Source organism: Kitasatospora sp. NPDC056273 (genome assembly GCF_042268845.1).
GTDB lineage: Bacteria > Actinomycetota > Actinomycetes > Streptomycetales > Streptomycetaceae > Kitasatospora.
Genome location: NZ_JBHJSJ010000052.1, coordinates 1 through 19,452, shown reverse-complemented (window position 1 = coordinate 19,452; position 19,452 = coordinate 1). Strand labels below are relative to the sequence as shown.

The 19,452-nt window shown below is 75.3% G+C and carries 17 protein-coding genes and 1 tRNA gene; 11 read left to right on the top strand and 7 right to left on the bottom strand.

Annotated elements, in window-relative coordinates; all coding sequences use genetic code 11:
- The first annotated feature begins 7 nt into the window (after positions 1 to 7).
- The 3 genes from ACFCY1_RS32765 (at position 8) to htpX (ending at position 4,260) form a co-directional block, all read left to right on the top strand.
- Positions 8 to 1,564, top strand: a complete 1,557-nt coding sequence (locus ACFCY1_RS32765) for a NuoM family protein (RefSeq protein ID WP_375876938.1) — start codon at positions 8 to 10, stop codon at positions 1,562 to 1,564.
- 56 nt (positions 1,565 to 1,620) lie between these two features.
- The gene (locus tag ACFCY1_RS32760; protein WP_375876937.1) at positions 1,621 to 3,165 is read left to right on the top strand and encodes an NADH-quinone oxidoreductase subunit N; all 1,545 of its coding nucleotides are present in this window, start codon (positions 1,621 to 1,623) and stop codon (positions 3,163 to 3,165) included.
- A gap of 231 nt (positions 3,166 to 3,396) precedes the next feature.
- On the top strand, positions 3,397 to 4,260 hold the full coding sequence (htpX, locus tag ACFCY1_RS32755; RefSeq protein ID WP_074003990.1) for a zinc metalloprotease HtpX: 864 nt from the start codon (positions 3,397 to 3,399) through the stop codon (positions 4,258 to 4,260).
- 12 nt (positions 4,261 to 4,272) lie between these two features.
- Here the strand turns inward: htpX and ACFCY1_RS32750 are convergent, their stop codons facing one another.
- Complete coding sequence (locus tag ACFCY1_RS32750) at positions 4,273 to 5,727, bottom strand: PLP-dependent aminotransferase family protein (RefSeq protein ID WP_049656596.1); 1,455 nt, start codon at positions 5,725 to 5,727, stop codon at positions 4,273 to 4,275.
- On the opposite strand from ACFCY1_RS32750, the gene ACFCY1_RS32745 reads away from it, so the two are divergent.
- The 3 genes from ACFCY1_RS32745 to ACFCY1_RS32735 all read left to right on the top strand — a co-directional run bounded on the left by ACFCY1_RS32745 (position 5,726) and on the right by ACFCY1_RS32735 (position 8,204).
- Positions 5,726 to 6,634 carry a DMT family transporter gene (locus tag ACFCY1_RS32745; RefSeq protein ID WP_375876935.1) on the top strand — a complete coding sequence of 303 codons (909 nt, stop codon included), beginning with the start codon at positions 5,726 to 5,728 and terminating at the stop codon, positions 6,632 to 6,634. The genes ACFCY1_RS32750 and ACFCY1_RS32745 overlap by 2 nt on opposite strands.
- Before the next feature lie 175 nt (positions 6,635 to 6,809).
- Complete coding sequence (locus ACFCY1_RS32740) at positions 6,810 to 7,235, top strand: BlaI/MecI/CopY family transcriptional regulator (RefSeq protein ID WP_049656591.1); 426 nt, start codon at positions 6,810 to 6,812, stop codon at positions 7,233 to 7,235.
- A 3-nt stretch (positions 7,236 to 7,238) separates the two neighbouring features.
- Positions 7,239 to 8,204 (top strand): M48 family metalloprotease, encoded by a 966-nt coding sequence (locus tag ACFCY1_RS32735; RefSeq protein ID WP_375876934.1) that lies wholly within the window; start codon positions 7,239 to 7,241, stop codon positions 8,202 to 8,204.
- 30 nt (positions 8,205 to 8,234) lie between these two features.
- On the opposite strand, the gene ACFCY1_RS32730 is transcribed toward ACFCY1_RS32735, so the two are convergent.
- A complete protein-coding gene (locus ACFCY1_RS32730; protein WP_375876933.1) occupies positions 8,235 to 8,936 on the bottom strand; it encodes an NAD(P)H-dependent oxidoreductase in 702 nt (233 codons plus the stop codon).
- A gap of 74 nt (positions 8,937 to 9,010) precedes the next feature.
- On the opposite strand from ACFCY1_RS32730, the gene ACFCY1_RS32725 reads away from it, so the two are divergent.
- Entirely contained in the window at positions 9,011 to 9,943 is a 933-nt protein-coding gene (locus tag ACFCY1_RS32725; protein ID WP_375876932.1) for a sigma-70 family RNA polymerase sigma factor, read from the top strand.
- A 39-nt stretch (positions 9,944 to 9,982) separates the two neighbouring features.
- Here ACFCY1_RS32725 and ACFCY1_RS32720 read toward each other — a convergent pair whose 3' ends face one another.
- Positions 9,983 to 10,987, bottom strand: coding sequence for an NADP-dependent oxidoreductase (locus tag ACFCY1_RS32720; protein ID WP_375876931.1), 1,005 nt, complete (start codon positions 10,985 to 10,987; stop codon positions 9,983 to 9,985).
- Positions 10,988 to 11,136: 149 nt separating this feature from the next.
- On the opposite strand from ACFCY1_RS32720, the gene ACFCY1_RS32715 reads away from it, so the two are divergent.
- The gene (locus ACFCY1_RS32715) at positions 11,137 to 12,162 is read left to right on the top strand and encodes a LysR family transcriptional regulator (RefSeq protein WP_375876930.1); all 1,026 of its coding nucleotides are present in this window, start codon (positions 11,137 to 11,139) and stop codon (positions 12,160 to 12,162) included.
- On the opposite strand, the gene mug is transcribed toward ACFCY1_RS32715, so the two are convergent.
- The 3 genes from mug to ACFCY1_RS32700 form a co-directional block, all read right to left on the bottom strand.
- The gene (gene mug / locus ACFCY1_RS32710; protein ID WP_049652089.1) at positions 12,102 to 12,644 is read right to left on the bottom strand and encodes a G/U mismatch-specific DNA glycosylase; all 543 of its coding nucleotides are present in this window, start codon (positions 12,642 to 12,644) and stop codon (positions 12,102 to 12,104) included. The genes ACFCY1_RS32715 and mug overlap by 61 nt on opposite strands.
- 14 nt (positions 12,645 to 12,658) lie before the next feature.
- Complete coding sequence (locus ACFCY1_RS32705) at positions 12,659 to 13,795, bottom strand: phosphatase PAP2 family protein (RefSeq protein ID WP_375876929.1); 1,137 nt, start codon at positions 13,793 to 13,795, stop codon at positions 12,659 to 12,661.
- Positions 13,796 to 13,964: 169 nt separating this feature from the next.
- A complete protein-coding gene (locus ACFCY1_RS32700; protein ID WP_375876952.1) occupies positions 13,965 to 15,044 on the bottom strand; it encodes a M24 family metallopeptidase in 1,080 nt (359 codons plus the stop codon).
- Between the two features lie 702 nt (positions 15,045 to 15,746).
- Between ACFCY1_RS32700 and ACFCY1_RS32695 the strand changes: the two genes are divergently transcribed.
- The gene (locus tag ACFCY1_RS32695) at positions 15,747 to 16,241 is read left to right on the top strand and encodes a hypothetical protein (RefSeq protein WP_074004049.1); all 495 of its coding nucleotides are present in this window, start codon (positions 15,747 to 15,749) and stop codon (positions 16,239 to 16,241) included.
- 127 nt (positions 16,242 to 16,368) lie between these two features.
- Here the strand turns inward: ACFCY1_RS32695 and ACFCY1_RS32690 are convergent, their stop codons facing one another.
- Positions 16,369 to 16,857: a YajQ family cyclic di-GMP-binding protein gene (locus ACFCY1_RS32690; RefSeq protein ID WP_049652087.1), complete on the bottom strand. Its 489-nt coding sequence runs from the start codon at positions 16,855 to 16,857 to the stop codon at positions 16,369 to 16,371.
- Between the two features lie 220 nt (positions 16,858 to 17,077).
- Here ACFCY1_RS32690 and ACFCY1_RS32685 point away from each other — a divergent pair.
- Together ACFCY1_RS32685 and ACFCY1_RS32680 are read left to right on the top strand one after the other, a co-directional pair.
- Positions 17,078 to 17,158 (top strand) — tRNA-Tyr (locus ACFCY1_RS32685).
- Between the two features lie 406 nt (positions 17,159 to 17,564).
- The gene (locus tag ACFCY1_RS32680; protein WP_375876928.1) at positions 17,565 to 19,397 is read left to right on the top strand and encodes an APC family permease; all 1,833 of its coding nucleotides are present in this window, start codon (positions 17,565 to 17,567) and stop codon (positions 19,395 to 19,397) included.
- The last annotated feature ends 55 nt before the right edge of the window (positions 19,398 to 19,452 follow it).

Sequence of the window (19,452 nt, the reverse complement as noted above, 5' to 3'; positions counted from 1 at the left end):
GCCCCCGATGAACGCAGTCCTCATCGCCCTCCTGCTGCTGCCGCTGCTCGGCGCCGCACTCACCCTGGCGCCGGTGTTCGGGCCGGACCGGGCCGTGGCCGACCGGCGGGCCCTGCGGCTGAACACCGTCGTCACCGGCGCGGTGCTCCTGCTCGCCGTCGTCCTCGCGGCCGGCTTCGACCACGACGAACCCGCCCGGATGCAGGCCACCACCGACGTGTCCTGGATCCCGGCCCTGCACGTGCGCCTCCACCTCGGCGTGGACGGCGTCTCGCTGCCGCTGGTCGTGCTGACCGCGCTGCTCACCTTCCTCTGCGCGCTGTACTCGGAGAAGCGGCTGCCGGACGGGGAGACCGTGCCCTCGGCGCAGGCCTTCGTCGGGCTGTTCCTCCTGCTCGAGGTCGGCATGCTCGCCACCTTCGCGGTCCTGGACCTCCTGCTCTTCTTCCTGGCCTTCGAGATCGTGCTGATCCCGATGTACTTCCTGATCGCCCGCTGGGGGAGCGGCGCGAAGGTGCCGTCCGCCAACCGCTTCATCCTCTACACGCTGCTCGGCTCGGCCGTGATGCTGCTCGGCTTCCTGCTGATCGGCAGCAAGGCCGGCACCTTCGACATGCAGGCCCTGGCCGCCGCGCACGGCAGCGGCCTGAGCCACACCACCCAGGTGATCGCCGCGCTGGCGATCCTGGTCGGGCTCGCGGTCAAGGCCCCCGCCTGGCCGCTGCACAGCTGGCTCCCCGACGCGCACACCGCCGCCCCGACGGTGGGCTCGGTGCTGCTCGCCGGCGTGCTGCTGAAGATGGGCACCTACGGCCTGGTCCGCGTCCTCCTCCCGGTCGTGCCGGACGGCGCCGCCACCCTGGCCCCCTACCTGGGAGCCTTCGCGGCCGTCGGCATCGTCTACGGCTCACTGGCCTGCCTGGCGCTGGCCCGCCCCGGCGCCAAGGGCGACCTCAAGCGCCTGATCGCGTACTCCTCCGTCGGCCACATGGGCTTCGTGCTGCTCGGCATCGCCTCCCTCACCCCGGTGGGCGTCAACGGCGCGCTGTTCGTCAACATCGCCCACGGCCTGATCACCGGCCTGCTGTTCTTCGTCGTCGGCGCGCTCAAGGACCGCTACGGCACGGCCGACCTCGACACCCTGGCCGGCACCACCGGCGCCGCCCTGTACGGCCGGGCCCCGCGGCTCGGCGTACTGCTCGCCTTCGCCGCCGTCGCCAGCCTCGGGCTGCCCGGCCTGGCCGGCTTCTGGGGCGAGCTGCTCGCCATGTTCGGCGCGTTCGACCCGGCCGCCGGCCTGTCGCGCCCCGCGTTCGTCACCTACATGGTCCTGGCCGGCCTCGGCACCCTCCTCACCGCCGCGTACCTCCTGATCGTGGTCAAGCGCGTCTGCATGGGCGACCCCGAGCAGCCCGCCCCGGTGGCCGATCTCGCCGACCTGCGCCCGTACGAGGCCGTCAGCTGGACGCCGCTGGCCGCGCTCACCCTGCTCGCCGGACTCTGGCCCGCGCTGCTGCTCGGCCTCTCCGACCCCGCCGTCAAGCACCTCCTCGGGGGTGGCTGACCGTGCTCGCAGCCCAGACCGCCGCACTCGGACCTCACTCCACGGGGCAGCACACTGTGACCTCCCTCGCCGTAGCCAACCCGGGCAGCCTGATCCAGTCCGTGGACTGGGTGGCGATCGCGCCGCCGCTGATCGCCGCCGTGGCCGCCCTCGCCGTGCTGCTCACGGACCTGTTCCTGCCCGAGCGGCACAAGAAGTGGCTCGGCCGCCTCACCGCGGCCGGACTCGCCCTCGCCCTCATCGCGCTCCTTCCCCTCACCGGATCGTCACCCCGCGCCACCTTCTGTGTGCAGAACGTAGCAGGGGGGTCCGACAACGGCGGCTGCTCGTACGTCGCCGACCACTTCGCCCTGGTGTTCCAGCTGCTCGCCCTCGGCGGCGCGCTGATCGCGGCCCTGCTGTCGATGCACACCGTGGAGGACGAGAAGCTGCCGCGCGGCGAGTACTGGTTCCTGCTGCTCTCCAGCGCCACCGGCGCCGCCCTGCTGCCCGCCTCCCGGGACCTCGCCACCATGGTGATCGCCCTGGAGGTCGCCTCGCTGCCCGCCTTCGCCCTGGTCGCGCTGCGCCGGGACGGCCGGGGCGCCGAGGCCGCGTTCAAGTTCTTCGTCTCCTCGGTGACCGCGACCGCCGTGATGCTGCTCGGCGTCGGCTTCGTCTACGCGGCGAGCGGCAGCCTGCACCTCGGCGCCGTCGCCCAGGGCCTGGAGCACGCCCCCGGACAGCTCAGGCCGCTGGCCGAGGCGGGCGCGGTGCTCACCCTGGTCGGCTTCGCCTTCAAGGTCGCCGCCGTCCCGTTCCACTTCTGGGTGCCCGACACCTACACCGGCGCCCCGCTGCCGGTGGCCGGCTACCTCTCGGTGGTCGGCAAGGCGGCCGGCCTGTCCGGGCTCGCGCTCGCCACCACCGTCGCCTTCCGCCCGTACGCCCACACCTGGGGCCTGGTGCTCGCGGTGCTGGCCGCCGTCACCATGACCGTCGGCAACGTCGGCGCGCTGCGGCAGCGCTTCGACACCCGGTACAGCGCGGTGCGGCTGCTCGCCTGGTCCTCGGTCGGCCAGGCCGGGTACCTGCTGGTGCCGCTCGCCGCGGCCGGCTACGCGCCCACCGGCGTCGACCCGCTCGGCGCCACCGCCGCGTACGCGCTGATCTACGGCGTGGTGAACCTCGGCGCCTTCGGGGTGGTCGCCGCCGTCGGCCGCCGGGCCGGGACCAGCGTGGACGACTTCCGCGGCCTGTTCGCCCGCAACCGCTGGACGGCGCTGGCGCTCGCCTTCTTCCTGCTCTGCCTGGCCGGGCTGCCGCCGGGCGTGGTCGGCCTGTTCGGCAAGGTCGTGGTGTTCCGCGCGGCGGTCGACGCCGGGCTGGGCTGGCTCGCCGTGGTGATGGCCGTCAACGTGGTCGTCGCCCTGTACTACTACCTGCTCTGGACGGCCCGGCTGTTCGCCCCGGCGGGCGACGCGCCCCTCGACGGGGCCGCCGCCGGGCACCGCCTGCCGGTGAGCCTCACCGCGACGCTCGGACTCACCGCCTCCGCCGCCGTGGTGCTCTCGGTGGCGCCGCAGCTGGTCCTCCAGGTGGCGGGCGGCTCGCTGTTCTGAGCCCGGGCCGGGCCGGGCCGGGCCGTGGTTCCGGGCCCGGGTCGGGCCGATCCGGGGGTGAGGCCGGGCCGCTCCGCCGTGACGGCCCGGTGACGGTGCGGTGGTACCGGGGGTGCGGCCCGGCGGTGTCACGTCGGTCACAAGGGAACAAGGTCCCCGGCCCCACCCGTTGACCGGGCAAGAGGGACGAGGCAGAAAGGGCTTCCCCACCGCACCATTGGAGGGCCTGACGTGCACAGCCGGCACAACGGACTGAGGACCGCCGTCCTGCTCGGAGGCCTCTCCGCGCTGATCCTGGTGATCGGCGGCCTCTTCGGCCGCACCGGCTTCGTGATCGCCCTGCTGGTCGCCCTCGGGACCAACGCCTACGCCTACTGGAACAGCGACAAGCTCGCGCTGCGGGCCATGCGGGCCCGGCCGGTCAGCGAGTTCGAGGCACCCGGGCTGTACCGGATCGTCCGCGAGCTCTCCACCTCCGCCCGCCAGCCGATGCCCCGCCTCTACATCTCCCCGACCCCGGCCCCGAACGCCTTCGCCACCGGCCGCAACCCGCGCAACGCGGCGGTCTGCTGCACCGAGGGCATCCTGGGGATCCTGGACGAACGCGAGCTGCGGGGCGTGCTCGGGCACGAGCTGAGCCACGTCTACAACCGGGACATCCTGATCTCCTCGGTGGCCGGGGCGCTCGCCTCGGTGGTGATGTTCCTGGTGAACTTCGCCTGGCTGGTGCCGTTCGGGCGCAGCGACGACGACGACGGCCCGGGGCTGTTCGGGATGCTCGCCATCATGATCCTCGGCCCGCTCGCGGCCGGGCTGATCCAGATGGCGGTCAGCCGTTCCCGCGAGTACCAGGCGGACGCCGACGGCGCCCGGATCACCGGGGACCCGCTCGCCCTCGCCAGCGCCCTGCGCAAGCTCGACGCGGGCACCCGTCAGCTGCCCCTGCCGCCCGAGCCGCAGCTCCAGACCGCGAGCCACATGATGATCGCCAGCCCGTTCCGGCCCGGCGAGGCCGGTGCGCGGCTCTTCTCCACCCACCCGCCGATGGCCGAGCGGATCGCCCGCCTGGAGCGGATGGCGGGCGGGCAGGTCTAGGGCCCCAGGGCGTCAGTCCGCGAGCTCCTCGTACGCGAGCCGCAGCCGGTGGACGCCCTCGGCGACCTGGGCGGAGCTCTCGGCGGCGGCGTAGCTGAGCCGGAGGTGGGGGGCCGGGGGCTCGGCGGGGTGGTACGGGCGGCCGGGGGAGAGCTGGACGCCGGCGCGCAGGGCGGCCCTGGCGAGGGTGGTGTCGTCGACGCCGTCGGGGAAGCGCAGCCACAGGTGGTACCCGCCGGGGCGGTGGGTGCCGACGACGCCGGGCAGCTCGCGGTGCAGGGCGGCGACGGCGGCGGTGCGGCGGTCGCGCAGTTCGGCGCCGAGGGTGCGCAGGTGGCGGGCCCAGGCCGGGTCGGAGACCAGCTCCAGGGTGGCCTCCTGGAGCGGCCGGGGCACGAAGAAGCTGTCCACCACCTGGGTGGCCCGCAGCCGGGCCAGCGCCGGGCCGCGCGCGGTGAGGGCGCCGACCCGCAGGTTGGGGGAGGCCGCCTTGGTCAGCGAGCGCAGGTGCACCACGACCCCGTCCCGGTCGTCGGCGGCGAGCGGGCGCGGCAGCGCGGGGGCGTCCGCGTGGACCAGCAGCCGGGCGAAGTCGTCCTCGACCACGAAGGCCCCGGCCGCCCGGGAGATCCGCAGCACCTCCTCCCGCCGTACGGGCGACAGCACCGCGCCGGTGGGGTTCTGGAACAGCGGCTGGCAGAGGAAGACCCGTGCCCGGGTGGCCGCGAAGGCCTCCGCCAGCAGGTCGGTGCGCACGCCGTCGGCGTCGACCGGCACCGGGACGGGCCGCAGCCCGGCCGCCCGGACGACCGCCAGGATGCCCGAGTACGTCGGCGACTCCACCAGCACCGGCGAGCCGGGCGCGGCGAGCGCCCGCATGGCGACGGTCAGCCCGCTCTGCCCGCCGGCGGTGATCAGGACGTCCCCGGCGCCGATCGGCCCGCCGTGGCCGCCGATGTCGCGGGCGAACCAGCCGCGCAGTTCGGTCAGCCCGTCGGTGGGCGGGCGGTCCCAGGCGCCCGGCCGCCGGCCGGCCCGGGCGAGGACGGCGGCGAGCAGCCGTTCGGGCAGCAGCGAGGCGTGCGGGTAGCCGCTGTTGAGGTCGATGACGTCGGGCGCGGGCACCCGGAGGGTGTCGAACACCGGGGCGGCGAGCAGGTCGCGCGGGCCGGAGTCGGCGCTGAGCGCGATCTCCTGCCAGGAGAGGTCGCCGGTCCGGCCGGCCGGCGGGGCGGGGACGGCCGGGGCCGCGGCGAAGGCGGCCGCCCGGAACACCCCGGCGCCCGGCCGGGAGACCACGAGCCCCTCGGCGACGAGCACCGCGATGGCCCGGGAGACCGTCACCGGGCTGACCTGGTGGCGTTCCACCAGCGCCCGGCTGGCGGGCAGTTTCCGCCCCTCCGGGTAGCGCTCCACTTCCCGCCGCAGGATGTCGGCGAGTTCGGTCACGCTGCTACGCTCGTTCATGACGGCACAAGATAGCGCTATCCGCTCGAAGGCGATAGCACCTCGACCGGCCCCCGCTTCAGGCACCGCCCTCGCGGCCCTCGGGGTGGCCTCCTTCTCGCTCACCTTCCCCGCCACCGCGTGGGCCCTGACCGGCTTCGGCCCGTGGACCGCGACCGGTCTGCGCGGCGTCCTGGCCGCTGTGCTGGCCGCGCTCTACCTGCTGGCCGTCCGCGCCCGGCCGCCGCGGCGGGGGCAGTGGCCCGGGCTGCTGGTGGTCTCGGCCGGCTGCGTCCTCGGCTTCCCGCTGCTCACCACGCTCGCCCTGCGCACCTCCTCGACCGCCCACTCGGCGGTGGTCATCGGCGTGCTGCCGCTGGCCACGGCGGTGGTCTCGGCGCTGCGCACCGGCCGCCGGCCGTCCGGGGCGTTCTGGGCGGCGGCGCTCGCCGGGGCCGCGGCGGTGCTCGCCTTCACCCTGGTCCAGAGCCACGGCCGGCCGACCGCCGCCGACCTCTACCTCTTCGTGGCGGTGCTGCTCTGCGCCGCCGGGTACGCCGAGGGCGGGCGGCTCTCCCGGGACCTGCCGGGCGGGCAGGTGATCGCCTGGGCGGTGCTGGTCGCGCTGCCCGCGACGCTGCTGACCGCCGTGCTCGGGCTGGGCGCCGAGCCGGTCCGGCTCGGGGCGAAGGCACTGGCCGGGCTGGCGTACACGGCGGCGGTCTCGCAGCTCGGCGGGCTCGTGCTCTGGTACCGGGGGATGGCCGCGATCGGGGTGCCGAGGGCCAGCCAGCTCCAGCTCGCTCAGCCGCTGCTGACCCTGGTCTGGTCGGTGCTGCTGCTCGGCGAGCACCTGCCGGCCGCGGCGCCGGTCACCGCGGTGGTGGTGCTGGTCTGCATCGCGGTGACCCAGCGGGCCCGGAGCTGACCGGGCGGACGGCACCGGCCCCGGAGCTGACCAGGCGGGCGGCACCGGCCCCGGACCGGAGCGGCGCCGTACGCCCCCGAACCCTCGCTCCGACCGGATCGGCGCGGCCCCGCGCTCGTTAGGATGAACCCGCGCCCGCCGGTCCGGGCGCGGCATCCGGAGGGAGTGGGCCGTCATGGCAGACCAGAGGCACGCCCCGACGGCCGGGGACGCGCCGCCCCGACGACGAGGCCAGGGCGAGCTGGAGGCGCAGGTGCTCGCGGTGCTCCAGCAGGCGCCCGGCCCGGCCGCCGCGGGGTGGGTCCAGGAACGCTTGGAGGGCGATCTGGCGTACACCACCGTGATGACCATCCTGTCCCGGCTGCACGCCAAGAACGCCGTGACCCGGACCCGCGCCGGCCGTTCCTACCTGTGGCAGGCCTCCGCGGACGCCGCCGGGCTGGCCGCGCTGCGGATGCGCCGGATGCTCGACGGGGAGGCCGACCGGGACGCGGTCCTGGCCAGTTTCGTCAGCGCGCTGCTGCCGCACGACGAGGAACTGCTGCGGGCGCTGCTGGACGCCGCGTCCGCCGATCCGGCGGCGCCCGACCGTGAGAGCTGACCCGTGGGCTTCTTCGTCTTCCTCCCGCTCGTCCTGCCGCTCACCGCGGTCCCGATCGCGCGCCTGACCGAGCAGCACCTGCATCCGCGCGGCGCGGCCCGGCTGATGACCGTGATCAGCGCGGTGATGGCGGTGTGCAGCGTGCTCTGCCTCGGGCTGATCGGCGTGGTCGGCACCGCGCAGATCCCCGGCAACCCGCTGCCGGACAGCTGGTCCGACCCGGAGGTGCGGGCCGCGCTGCCGTACCACGAGACGGTCGGCACGGCCGCGATGTGGCTGCTGGCCCTGGTGGTCCTGGCCTGCGCCCGGACGGTCGTCCGGCACCTGCGGGTGCGGAACCGGGCCCGCCGGGCGCTGAGCGGGCTGCCCGCGGAGCCGGGGGAGTCCGGCGACCTCGCGGTGCTGCCGGACCACAGCCCGTACGCCTACGCGCTGCCCGGCTCGCCCGGCCGGGTGGTGGTCTCCACCGGGATGCTGGCCGGCCTGGCCGCCGACGAGCGCGAGGCGCTGCTCGCGCACGAGCGGGCGCACCTGCGCCACCGGCACCACCGGTACCTGCTGACCACCCAGCTCGCCGCCTGCGTCAACCCGTTCCTGCGGCCGCTGCAGCACGCGGTGGCGTTCAGCGCGGAGCGGTGGGCGGACGAGGAGTCGGCGCAGGCCGTGGGGGACCGCCGGATCACCGCGCGAGCGGTGGCCCGGGCGGCGCTGGTCTCGCACGCCGCCCCGGCCCCCGGCTTCGCGGCCTTCGCGACGCCGACCGCGGCGGCGGCCGCCGCCGGCCCGGTGCCGCGCCGGGTCGCCGCGCTGCTCGGCCCGGTGCCGACCTCCCGCAACTGGCCGCCGGCCAAGACCCCGGCGGGCCTGGCGGCGATGGTCGCGGCGATCGGCACGGCGGTGTCGGCGCTGTGCGCGCTGAACGCCGCCGTGGCCCTGCTGGTGGTGCTCAAGGCCGTCACCCCGCTGTAGCGGCCGCCCGGCCAGGCCTGTCAGGGCGGCTCAGAGCGTCGCGGCCAGCTCGTCGAGGGCGGCCTCGGCCGCCGCCAGCGACTCGGCGGCGAGCGGCTGGAGGGCGTTCAGCGCCGGGACGTCCGCGGCCCTGGTGAGCTCGGCGGTGACCACGTGCAGGTGCTCCGGCGCGACCCCGATCCGGTCGAAGTACGCCCGCAGGTACGGGACCTGGAAGTCGCAGTGGGCGCGCGGGGTGCCCGGCGCGTAGCCGCCGCCGCGGACGGCGACGAGCACCACGCGGGTGTCGCGCAGCAGCGGCTCGCCGGTCTCCGGGTCGTGGTGGACGCCGGGGAAGGTGACCCGGTCGATCCACGCCTTGAGGCCGGCCGAGACGGTGTAGTTGTACATCGGGCTGCCGACCAGCAGGGTGCCGGCGGCCCGCAGCTCCTCGATCAGCGGGCGGCTGAGCGTCCACTCGTGCGCCTCGTCCGGCCCTTCGGCGAGGCGGCCGATGTCGTCCAGCGGGAGTATCCCCTTGCGCTCGGTGCGGCGGCCGAGGGCGTCGTAGGCGGCGCGCACCGCGGGCACCGGGTCGGCGGCGAGGTCGCGGTACCGGTACCGGTACCGGTCCCGGCCGGCGGTGCCGTGCCGGGCGTGCCAGGCGTCGGCGAAGCGGGCGGTCAGGGCGCGGCTGACCGAGCCGGACGGGCTGATGCTGGAGTCCAGGTGGAGCAGCGTGGTGGAGGTCATGGTGGTCTCCCGGTCACCTCGGAGGGGGACGGATCGTCATAGCGGTGACGGGCCGCGCCGAGGAAAGGTGACCGATGGACCGGGACGCGATGTCGGGAGCGGCGGCCGGGGCGGCGGCGGCCCCGGGGCGGCGGGCCGAGGCGCCGGAGGAGCGCTTCGAGGCCGAGCGCGGCCGGCTGCGGGCGATCGCCCAGCGGATGCTCGGCTCGACCGGCGAGGCCGAGGACGCCGTGCAGGAGGCCTGGCTGCGGCTGGTCCGCACCGGTCCGGCGGAGATCGACAACCTGCCCGGCTGGCTGACCACGGTGGTCTCCCGGATCTGCCTGGACCTGCTGCGGGCCCGTGCCGCGCGCCGCGAGGAGCCGGCCGACGAGGCGCTGCCGGAGGCGGCGGGTGGCGGCCCGGAGCCGGAGCGGGAGGCGCTGCTGGTCGAGTCGGTGGGCCGGGCGCTGCTCGTGGTGCTGGACCGGCTGGGCCCGGCCGAGCGGGTCGCCTTCGTGCTGCACGACGGCTTCGCGGTGCCCTTCGACCAGATCGCGCCGATCGTCGGGCGGACCCCGGTGGCCGCGAAGAAGCTGGCCAGCCGGGCCCGGCAGCGGGTCCGCGGGACGGCCGCGCTGCCCCCGGAGCCGCTGGCCGGGCACCGGCGGGTGGTGGAGGCCTTCCTGGCCGCCGCCCGGGGCGGGGACCTGGCCGACCTGCTGGCCGTCCTGGCGCCGGACGTGGTGCGCCGGGCCGATCCGGCGGCGCTGCCACCGGGCCGCGCCCTGGTGGCCCGGGGCGCGCAGGCCGTCGCCCGGGAGACCACGGTCTTCGGCCGCCGGGCCCGGTACGGCGCGGTGGCCCTGGTGGACGGGGTGCCCGGGATCCTGATCGCCCCGGACGGGCGGCTGCGGCTGGTGCTGCGGATGGCGGTCGCGGACGGCCGGGTGGCCGGCTACGAGGTGGTGGCCGATCCGGCCCGGCTCGCCGCGCTCGACCTGGCCGTGCTGCCGCTGCCCGGGTGAGTGCCGCCGGGGTGGGCGCCGCGGCGGGGCACGGGGTGGTCAGTCGGCGATCCGGACCAGCATCTTGCCGGTGTTCTCGCCGCGCAGCATGCCGAGGAAGGCGTCCACCACCCGGTTGAAGCCGTCCACGACCGTCTCGTCCGGGACGACGGCGCCCGAGCGCAGGTGGGGGATGAGGAAGTCGTACAGCTCCGGCCGGGCGTCGAGGTGGTCGCGGACCAGGAAGCCCTCCAGCCGCAGGCTCTTCCCGACCACGTCGAACAGGTTGCGGGGGGCGGCCGGCGGGTTCCCGAGCCGGTTGTACTGGGCGACCGCGCCGCACCAGGCGATCCGGCCGCGCTCGCGCAGGGCGCCGATGGCGGCCTCCAGGTGGTCGCCGCCGACGTTGTCCAGGTAGACGTGCAGCCCGTCCGGCGCGGCCTCGCGCAGTCGGTCCGCGATCGGGCCGTCGTGGTAGTCGAAGGCGGCGTCGAAGCCGAGCCGCTCGGTGAGGCGGGCGGCCTTGGCGGCGGAGCCGGTGCTGCCGACGATCCGGCCGGCGCCGAGCAGGCGGGCGAGCTGTCCGGCGGCGGTGCCGACGCCGCCCGCGGCCGCCGAGACGAAGAGCGTCTCGCCGGGCTGGAGCCGGGCGATCCTGGTCAGCGCGACCCAGGCGGACAGGCCGGTGCCGCCGAGCACCGACAGGTGGGCGCTGAGCGGGACGCCGGCGAGGTCGGGGAGCAGGCTCGCCCGTTCGGCGGTGACCACCGAGAGGGTGCGCCAGGCCTGGCGGTGCTGGACCAGCGCCCCGACCGGCAGGGCGTCGGCCCGGGACTCCACCACCCGGCCGAGGGTGCGGCCCTCCAGCGGGGCGTGCAGTGCCCAGCCGCCCTCCTCCATCTCCTCGCGCATGTACGGGTCGACGGACTGGTAGAGGTTCTCGACGAGGGCCTCGCCCGCCGCGAGGGCCGGGACGGTCTCGTCGACGAAGGCGAAGTCCGCGGCGGTCGGCGCGCCGTCGGGGCGGGCGACCAGGTGGACGGCGCGGGCGGTGGGACGGGACATCGGGGCTGCTCCAGGTGCGCGGGGGGCTTGGCGGGACGTGATCACCGTAGGAAGCGCGGGAGCGGCCGGGCAGGGGCGGCGGTCGATGGAACGGGCCGGTCCATGAGCGGGATCGATGGATCGCGGGCCCGCGGATTAGATTCGGGCGCATGACCGATCTCGCCCCGCACGAGCTGCGGACCCTGGTCGCCGTCGAGGAGGAGCGGAGCTTCACGGCGGCCGCCGCACGCCTGGGCACCACCCAGTCCGCCGTCTCGCACGCCGTCCGCGCCTGCGAGCGGAAGCTGGGCACGGTGCTCTTCGACCGCGGGCGCCACGGCGCACGCCCCACCGAGGGCGGCGCGCGGGCGGTGGCGTACGCCCGCCGGATCCTGCGGCTGCTGGACGCGATGGGCCCCGAGGTGCGCGGCGCGGGAGCGGACGGGCCGCTGACCGGCACCCTGCGGATCGCCGCCTTCCGCAGCGCCGCCGCCCACCTGCTGCCACCCGTCCTGGCCCGGCTCGCCGAGCGCCACCCCGGGCTCGGCACCCGGGTCCGGATCGTCCGGGAGCTCGGCCGGGGCAGCGCCGGGGAGGTCGCCGACGGGCGCGCCGACCTCGGGCTGGCAACGCTCGACGCGGGCGGCCCGCCGCCCGTCCCGGGCCTGGTCGCGGTGCGACTGTACGAGGAGTCGTACGCGCTCGCGCACCCGCAGGGCCACCCGGCGCCGCGCGAACTCCCGCTGGTCGACTGGGACGAGAACTGCGGCTCGTACACCCGGGACTGGTGGCAGCGGCAGGACTGGATCCCGCCCGCGACCGTGGACGTGGAGGACGACACGGTGGCCGTCTCGCTGGTCGCCCAGGGCCTCGGCATGGCGATCATGCCCCGGACCGCCCTGCTCGGCGCCCCGGCCGGCCTCGCCGTCACCGACCTCGGGCCGCGGCCGCCCAGCCGCACCGTCGGGTACGTCACCACGCCCGAGCTGGCCGGGACGGCCGCCGTCCGGGCGCTGATCCGCGAACTGCGCGAACTGCCGCTGCCCGCCGGGCTGGTGGCGGCCCGGCCCGCGGGGGCGGCGCGTCCTTCGGCACCGGCCGGGGCTCCGGAAGAGGCCCCGGCCCCGGCGGCCGCTCAGCCCCCGACGGCCTCCCGGAGCCTGCGGAACTCCTCGGCCAGCCCGTCCAGGGTGTAGTGGGCGTTGAGGCCGCTGGGGTTCGGCAGCACCCACACCTCGGTGTCGCCGATGCCCTCCGGCTGCCGCCCGAGCGGGGCCCGGCGCTGCCCGAAGGCCGTCCGGTAGGCGCCGATGCCGAGCACGGCCAGGGCGCGCGGGCGCAGCCGCAGCACCCGCTCGCGCAGCGCGGCGCCGCCCTCGCGCAGCTCCTCGGTGGTCAGTTCGTCCGCCTTGGCGGTGGCGCGCGGGGCGACGTTGGTGATGCCCAGCCCGAGCGCGAGCAACTCCCGCTGCTCGTCCGGGCGGTACTGGCGCCCGGTGAAGCCGGAGCGGTGCAGGGCGGGCCAGAAGCGGTTGCCCGGGCGGGCGAAGTGGTGGCCGGTGGCGCCGGACCACAGGCCCGGGTTGATGCCGCAGAACAGCACCCGCAGCCCGGGCCCGGAGACGTCCGGGATGGTGCTGTCCTTGGCGGCCAGCAGCTGCTCGGCGGTGGGCTTCATCGGTGCGCTCGGATTCACCCGGCCAAGTCTGCCGTGCCCTTGGCGGGGGCCTCCGTCCGGGCCGTGCCCTCGGCCGGGGCCTCGGCCGAGGCTTCCGTACGGACCGGGGCCGGGGCCTGGGCCGTGCCTTCGGCCGTCGCCTCCGTACGGACCGGGGCCGGGGCCGCGAGCGGGGCCGAGGCCCTGGCCGCCCGGCGGGCGCGCAGCCGGCGCAGGCCGTACACCACCGCGGCCGCGTACGCCCAGCCGACGAAGACGTCGATGATGAAGTGCTCCGCGCCGTACACCAGGGTGAAGGTCATCGCGAGCGGGTAGGCGACCAGCACCGCCCGCAGCCAGCGCTTGGCGGTGGGCCAGAAGAAGAACAGCAGCATCGCCGGGTAGGCGGAGTGCAGCGAGGGCATCGCGGCGACGTCGTTGGCGAACTGGCTGCCGTTCTCCAGCAGCGAGTCGGCCTGCGGCAGCCCGCTCACCGAGATCACCTCCCAGACCACCCGGGACAGGTGCGGCAGGTTGCCCTCCTGGGCGACCAGCCACGGCGGGTCGGCCGGGTAGAGGAGGTAGGTGGCGAAGCCCGCGAAGGTGAGCGTCAGGTAGGCGGCGAGCAGTTGGCGGAAGCGGTGGTGGGCGCGCCGCCAGAGCACCGCGAGCAGCAGGAAGACGACGAAGAAGTGCGAGAGGTAGACGGCCACCGCGGCGTAGTCGTACCAGTGCGGCGAGCCGGCGGTGTAGAGGGCGTGCTGGAGCCGGACGGTCCAGGTCTCGCCGAAGCCGAGCACCTCGTCGAAGCGCAGCTGCGGCAGCCAGTGCGGGGCCCACGGGGTGTGCGCGCCGTAGCCGCGCAGCAGCGAGTACGTCCACACCACGGCCATCACCGGGACCCAGTCGCGCAGGACCAGGAGGAAGCCGCGGGGGCCGTGCCCGCTGTGCACGGCGCCGGTCAGCAGGGCGGCGATCAGCCAGAGGAACAGCACGTCGTTGGCCGCGGGGATGCCCTCGGTGCGCAGGAACCAGAGGAGGCACGTCAGGTAGAGCGGCCAGGCCAGCCATCGGAGTCTCGACCAGCCCGTCACGCGGGGGCGGGGCGGAGGCACCGGGCGCGGCTGCCCGGCCCGCACGTCGTGCGGGGCCGGGGAGAGGGTCTTGGTCATGCGCACTGAAACTAGCAACCCAAACTTGGAGGTCTCTGGGTGAAATATGACCGGATCGTAAGAACGTCCGACCCGGTCGTCACCCGGTTCGACACACGGTCAGGCACCGGAAGGCGCCCTCGGGCACCTGCGGACACCGTCGGGCGCCTTCCGGCACCGTCCGGCGGCCTCAGGCCACGATGCCCAGCTCGTGCGGGGTGTTGTTGAAGCGGCGGCCGCCGGCCGGGGTGACGGTGACGATGTCCTCGATCCGCACCCCGAACCGGCCGGGCAGGTAGATCCCGGGCTCGATGGAGAAGCACATGCCGGGCACCAGCGGCCGCTCCTCGCCCTCGACCAGGTACGGAGGTTCGTGCGTGGTGGTGCCGATGCCGTGGCCGGTGCGGTGGATGAAGTACTCGCCGTACCCGCCCTCGGTGATCACCCGGCGGGCGATCCGGTCGATCTCCTGGCAGCCGACGCCGGGCCGGACCGCCTCGAAGGCGGTCTGCTGGGCCAGCCGGACCAGCTCGTGCACCGTCCGCACCTCGTCCGGGACGTCCGGGCCGACGTGCACGGTCCGGGTGGTGTCGGAGCCGTAGCCGTCCTTGAGGCCGCCGAAGTCCAGCACCACCGTGTCACCCGTACGGATGACCCGCTCACCGGCCTCGTGGTGCGGGTCGGCACCGTTCGGGCCGGAGCCGACCACGGTGAAGTCGACCTGGCTGTGCCCGTACTGGATGAGCAGCGCGCCGAGGTCGGCGGCCACGTCGGTCTCCCGGCGGCCGGCGAAGGGGACCTCCAGGATGCCCCGGTAGGCGGCGTCCGCCGCGCCGCCGGCCGAGGCCAGCCGCTCCAGCTCCTCGGTGTCCTTGACGGCGCGCAGCATCGGCAGGCTGTCGGTGAGCGAGGTGAAGGAGACGCCGGGCAGCGCGGCCTGGAAGCCGAGCAGGTGCAGGGCCCAGGTGTTGTCGGAGACGCCGTACCGGCCGGCCGGGTCGAGCAGCGGGCCCGCGGTGGCGAACGGATCCTCGCCGTCGGACCAGTCGAGCAGCCGGACGGCCGGGGCGCCGACCGCCTTCTCGGCGTCCGGACGCTCCAACTTGGGCACCACCAGGGTGGGTTCGCGTCCGGCCGCGAGCACGAGGGCGGTCAGCCGCTCGGTGATCGCGGTGGGCGAGTAGCCGCACAGGTAGGCCAGGTCGGGGCCGGGGGCGACGACCAGGCCGGCCAGTCCGGCGGCGGTCGCCTCGGCGGTGGCACGGGTCATCCGGTCGGTGTGGTCCTGCACGGTGAAGGGGCGGGGCACGGCGGTTCCTCCTCTGGGGCCGGACGGGCTCTGCTGAGCCTCCGTCGCGTCAACTCCATCACTTCCGGGAGGAGTTGGTGAAGCCCTCGGGGGAGCCCCGGCGAGCCGGCGCGGTGCCGGCGGGTCCGGCGCTCCCCGGCCGGGGCCGTCGCGGCCCCCGGCGGAGGCCGGTCCTGTCGGTCCTGCTGGTCCTGCCGGTCCTGCTGGTGCGATCGGCGGGGTCGGTGCGATCGCTCCTGCCGACAGTCGGAGTACCAGCGCCGGGACGAGGCCGAGCAGGGTGCGGGCCGGCCCGCGGAGCGCCAGGGCCGGTGCGGCGGCGGCCGTCCGGTTCGGCGGGGGTCTGTCCGGCGCATGCATGCGGTCCTCCTCCGTACGGCCCCGGCCGGGAGCGCCCGACCGCGCGGGAGCCGGGGGAGGGGTCGGGAAGAGAGGCCGTACCCGGCCAGTCCACCGGGGCGCCGCGGCCGCCGCATGCCGCGAGCACCCGAGCGGGTGACCGGCGGCAGGACCGGAGGAGCCGCGGCCGACGGCGCGATCCGGGCCCCGCGGACCGGCCGCGGACCGCTCCAAAGGCCCCGCAGCCTGCTCTACGGTCTCCGACCGGGCACGGAATCATAAATTCCGGGCCGACTGTCGGTGCGGTGGGACACCATGGCCGCCATGTCCTATGAACTCCAGGCGCTGATAGGAACACGGGAGCTGCTGACGGTGGCGGCCGCGGAGGTTCCGGCGGCCCGGGTGGTGCCCTTGGCACAGGGGCTGGCGATGATCCCGGTCACCTCCGCCGTCCTCGCCGCGCTCCAGGGGGACGGCAGCGTGCGCAAGCCCCGCGGCGGGGCCGGGTTCGGCTGGCACTCGGACGGCTTCGAACTCCGGCTGGCCGCCTGGTCGAAGGCCGGCCCGATCGCCTGCGTCGAGGCCGAGTACTTCGGCGGCAGCGGCACCCAGCGCGCCGCCGTCTGGGCGGACGGCGCGGTCACCCTCGGCCCGCTCACCATCGGCGAGTTCGAGCCCGCCCCGGCCGACGGCACCCCGATCTCCCACGTCCTGCGACGGATCGGCGCGCGCACCGAGGAGGGCCGGGCGGACGAGTTCGAGTCGGTCGGCCTGGGCCGGCACCGCAGCACCGCCGGCTGGGCGGAGTCGGCCGGCTGACCCGACCCCCGCGCCCCACCGCCCGTCGGCCCCGCCGCCCGCCCCGGCCCCGCCGACGCGAACGGCCCCGCCCCCGAAGCGGGGAGCAGGGCCGCGCCGTCGTCCGTCGAACCGGCCGACCGGAGGGTCAGCGGTAGTTCACGTACTGGATCGCGAAGTCCAGGTCCTTGCCCTTGAGCAGGGCCTGCACGGCCTGGAGGTCGTCGCGGCTCTTCGAGCTGACGCGCAGCTCGTCGCCCTGGACCTGCGCCTTGACGCCCTTCGGGCCCTCGTCACGGATGATCTTCGCGACCTTCTTCGCGTCCTCCGTGGTGATGCCCTCCTTGACGTTGGCGAAGATCTTGTACTCCTTGCCGGACAGCTGGGGCTCGTTGGCGTCCAGGGCCTTCAGCGACAGGCCGCGCTTCACGAACTTGGTCTGGAGGATGTCGAGTACGGCGCGCACGCGCTCCTCGCCGTTCGCCTTCATCTCGATCTTCTCGCCCGAGCGGCTGATCTCGGCGCCCACGTTCTTGAAGTCGAAGCGCGTCGCGATCTCGCGGGAGGTCTGGTTGATCGCGTTGTCGACCTCCTGCCACTCGACCTTCGAGACGATGTCGAAACTGGAGTCGGCCATGGGTATTGGTCTCCTTGATGCTCTGGTCTTCACTGGCACGGGCCCGCCCCTCGGGGGCGCCCGCGACCCCAGCCTATCCAGCGCCACACCGGCCCCGCCCGTAGCGGGCGCCCGCGGTTTCTTGATCGTCGCGTGATCTATCGAGTGGCGGAGCACCCCCCGGCATCGGGTATGGTTTACCAAGTCGAACGGGGTGAACACCCCGGGAAACGAAGATCCTGGCTGGTTGCCCGAGCGGCCAAAGGGAGCAGACTGTAAATCTGTCGCGCAAGCTACGCAGGTTCGAACCCTGCACCAGCCACAGGATAGAGAAACAGCCCCCGATCTGCGGAAACGCGGATCGGGGGCTGTTTCGTTTTGCCTGGGCGGCCTTGCCGGGGGCGGGGGAGCGGGGAGTCGGGAGGGCGGGCGCCGGGGCGACTTATTGCACATTACTTGCAATTACGGGGGAGAGGCAGCAGAGTGGGGCCCGGGGGTGGGAGTCCTTCGACAGAGCTGATCGTCTTCCCAGCCGGCGACCGCCGGGACAAACGGCTCGCCCCACCCCCGCCAACAGCCACCCGACGGAGGCCGACGCGGCGTGACGGCCGCGTCAAGGGCGCGTCAAGGCCGCTCGTGGCGGCGTCAGGAACGCGTAGGGGCCCGGCGGGCGACGGGCGCGCGGACCGCAGGATCGGACCAACTACCGACTGCGGAGGTCCCGTCCGATGTCCAGCGCCATCACCACCCCGGCCGTCACGGCCGACTCCGAGCCGCCTGGCACCGGCGCGGGAGACGAGCGGCACCGGCTCAGCGCGCTCGGCGGGCTGGCCGCGCTCTCGCTGGACGCCATGGCCTCGGTCGCGTACGGGCCGGAGTCGATCGTGCTGGTGCTGGCCGCCGCCGGGGCGTACGGGCTGGGCTTCACGCTGCCGGTCACCGCGGCGATCGCCCTGCTGCTGGCGGTGCTGGTGGCCTCCTACCGGCAGGTGATCGCGGCGTTCCCGGACGGCGGCGGCGCCTACGCGGTGGCCAAGGCGCACCTCGGCCGCCGGACCGCGCTGACCGCGGCCGCCTCGCTGGTCGTCGACTACGTGCTGAACGTCGCGGTCTCGGTCACCGCCGGCGTCGCCGCGCTCACCTCGGCCGTCCCGGGCCTGTACGACGACCGGGTCTGGCTCTGCCTGGGGGTGCTCGCGCTGGTCACCGCGGTGAACCTGCGGGGGATCGCCGAGTCGGCGCGCTGGTTCATGGCGCCGACGGCCGTCTTCGTGCTCTCCATCCTGGCGATCGTCGTGGTCGGCCTGTTCCGGGACGCCCCGGCCAGCACCGCGGCCGCCGCCGGCCACGCCTCGACGCTCGCCGAGAACGCCACCACCGTCGGCGCGCTGCTGCTGCTCAAGGCCTTCGCGGCCGGCTGTTCCGCGCTGACCGGGGTGGAGGCGGTGGCCAACGCCGTCCCCTCCTTCCGCGCCCCGCGGGTCAAGCGCGCCCAGCACACCGAGGTCGCGCTCGGCGCCCTGCTCGGCGTGATGCTGATCGGACTGGCCGTGCTGATCGGCCGCTTCCACCTCCAGCCGGTCGAGGGCGTCACCGTGCTCGCCCAGCTCGCCGACGCCTCGCTCGGCCACGGCTTCGGCTTCTACGTCGTCCAGTTCGCCACCGTGGTGCTGCTCGGGCTGGCCGCCAACACCTCCTTCGGCGGGCTGCCGGTGCTGCTCGACCTGCTGGCCCGGGACAACCACCTCCCGCACCTGTTCGCGCTGCGCGCCGACCGCCAGGTGTACCGGTACGGCGTGCTGTTCCTGGCCGCGGTGTCGGCGGCGCTGCTGGCCGGCTCCGGCGGGGACGTCAACAGCCTGGTGCCGCTGTTCTCGATCGGCGTGTTCGTCGGCTTCACCATCTGCCAGGTCGGCATGGTCCGGCACTGGCTGCTGCACCGGCCGTCCGGCTGGCGGTGGAAGGCCGCGCTGAACGGCTTCGGGGCGCTGCTCACCGGCGTCGCGGCGCTGGTCGTCACCGGCACCAAGTTCACCGAGGGCGCCTGGGGCATCGTGGTGGCCCTGCCGCTGCTGGTGGTGCTGTTCGAGGCGGTCCACCGCAGTTACGGGCGGATCGGCGAGCGGCTGGAGCTGGGCCGGGTGCCCGGCCCGGTGACCAGGCAGCGCAGCCTGGTCGTCGTCCCGGTGACCGCGATCACCCGGCTGACCAGGGACGGCCTGTCGGCGGCGCTCTCGCTCGGCGACGAGGTGATGGCGGTGACCGTGGTGCACGAGCCGGCCGCCGCCGAGGCGCTGCGCCGGGACTGGGAGCTGTGGCGGCCGGGCGTGCCGCTGGTGGAGATCCCGGACGTCCACCGCCGGCTGGGCCGGCCGATCGCCGACTTCGTCAACGAGCTGGGGGCGGAGCACGCCTACGACCGGCTCACCGTGCTGATCCCCGAGGTGGAGCCGGCCCGCTGGTGGCAGCGGGCGCTCCAGAACCGGCGCGGCGCCGTGATCGACCGCGCCCTGCGGCGGCACACCGACGCGGTGGTCTGCCGGTTGCGCATGCGGATGTGATCAGGGGACGGGTACGGAACGGCCCCGGACGGCAGCCCGCCGTCCGGGGCCGTTC